This is a genomic window from Mesorhizobium sp. M5C.F.Ca.ET.164.01.1.1, from assembly GCF_004792125.1.
Lineage (GTDB): Bacteria > Pseudomonadota > Alphaproteobacteria > Rhizobiales > Rhizobiaceae > Mesorhizobium > Mesorhizobium wenxiniae.
In genome coordinates this window covers 1-286 of record NZ_SRTG01000583.1, presented here as the reverse complement: position 1 = coordinate 286, position 286 = coordinate 1, and the positions used below count along the sequence as shown (strand labels likewise).

1 pseudogene is annotated in these 286 nt (G+C 61.2%); it reads left to right on the top strand.

What is annotated here, in order from left to right:
- Positions 1–157: pseudogene (locus tag EN807_RS34855) on the top strand (DUF883 domain-containing protein); the annotation flags it as partial.
- Positions 158–286 lie beyond the last annotated feature (129 nt).

The following is a 286-nucleotide window of genomic DNA, read 5'->3' as shown; positions in this document are numbered from 1 at the left end:
CCAGCAACCCCTCGAAAGCGGTGATGCAGCCGATGTGGCCGCGCAGCTCGCCCAGCTTCGCGAAGATCTGGCAAATCTTGCCAAGAGCGTGAAGGCGCTTGGCGTTGGTGCTTCGCATGAGCTGAAAGCTCAGGCCGCGCGTGTTGCGGATGATGCCGACCGCGATGCCGAGCGACTGGAGCGGGTTTCGCTGGACCTGGTCCGTCAGATTGTCATTCAGCGTTGAAATCTCGTTGCGCACGGTATCCGCCATGTCGCTCGATGCGGAGATGGCATCATCCGCAAC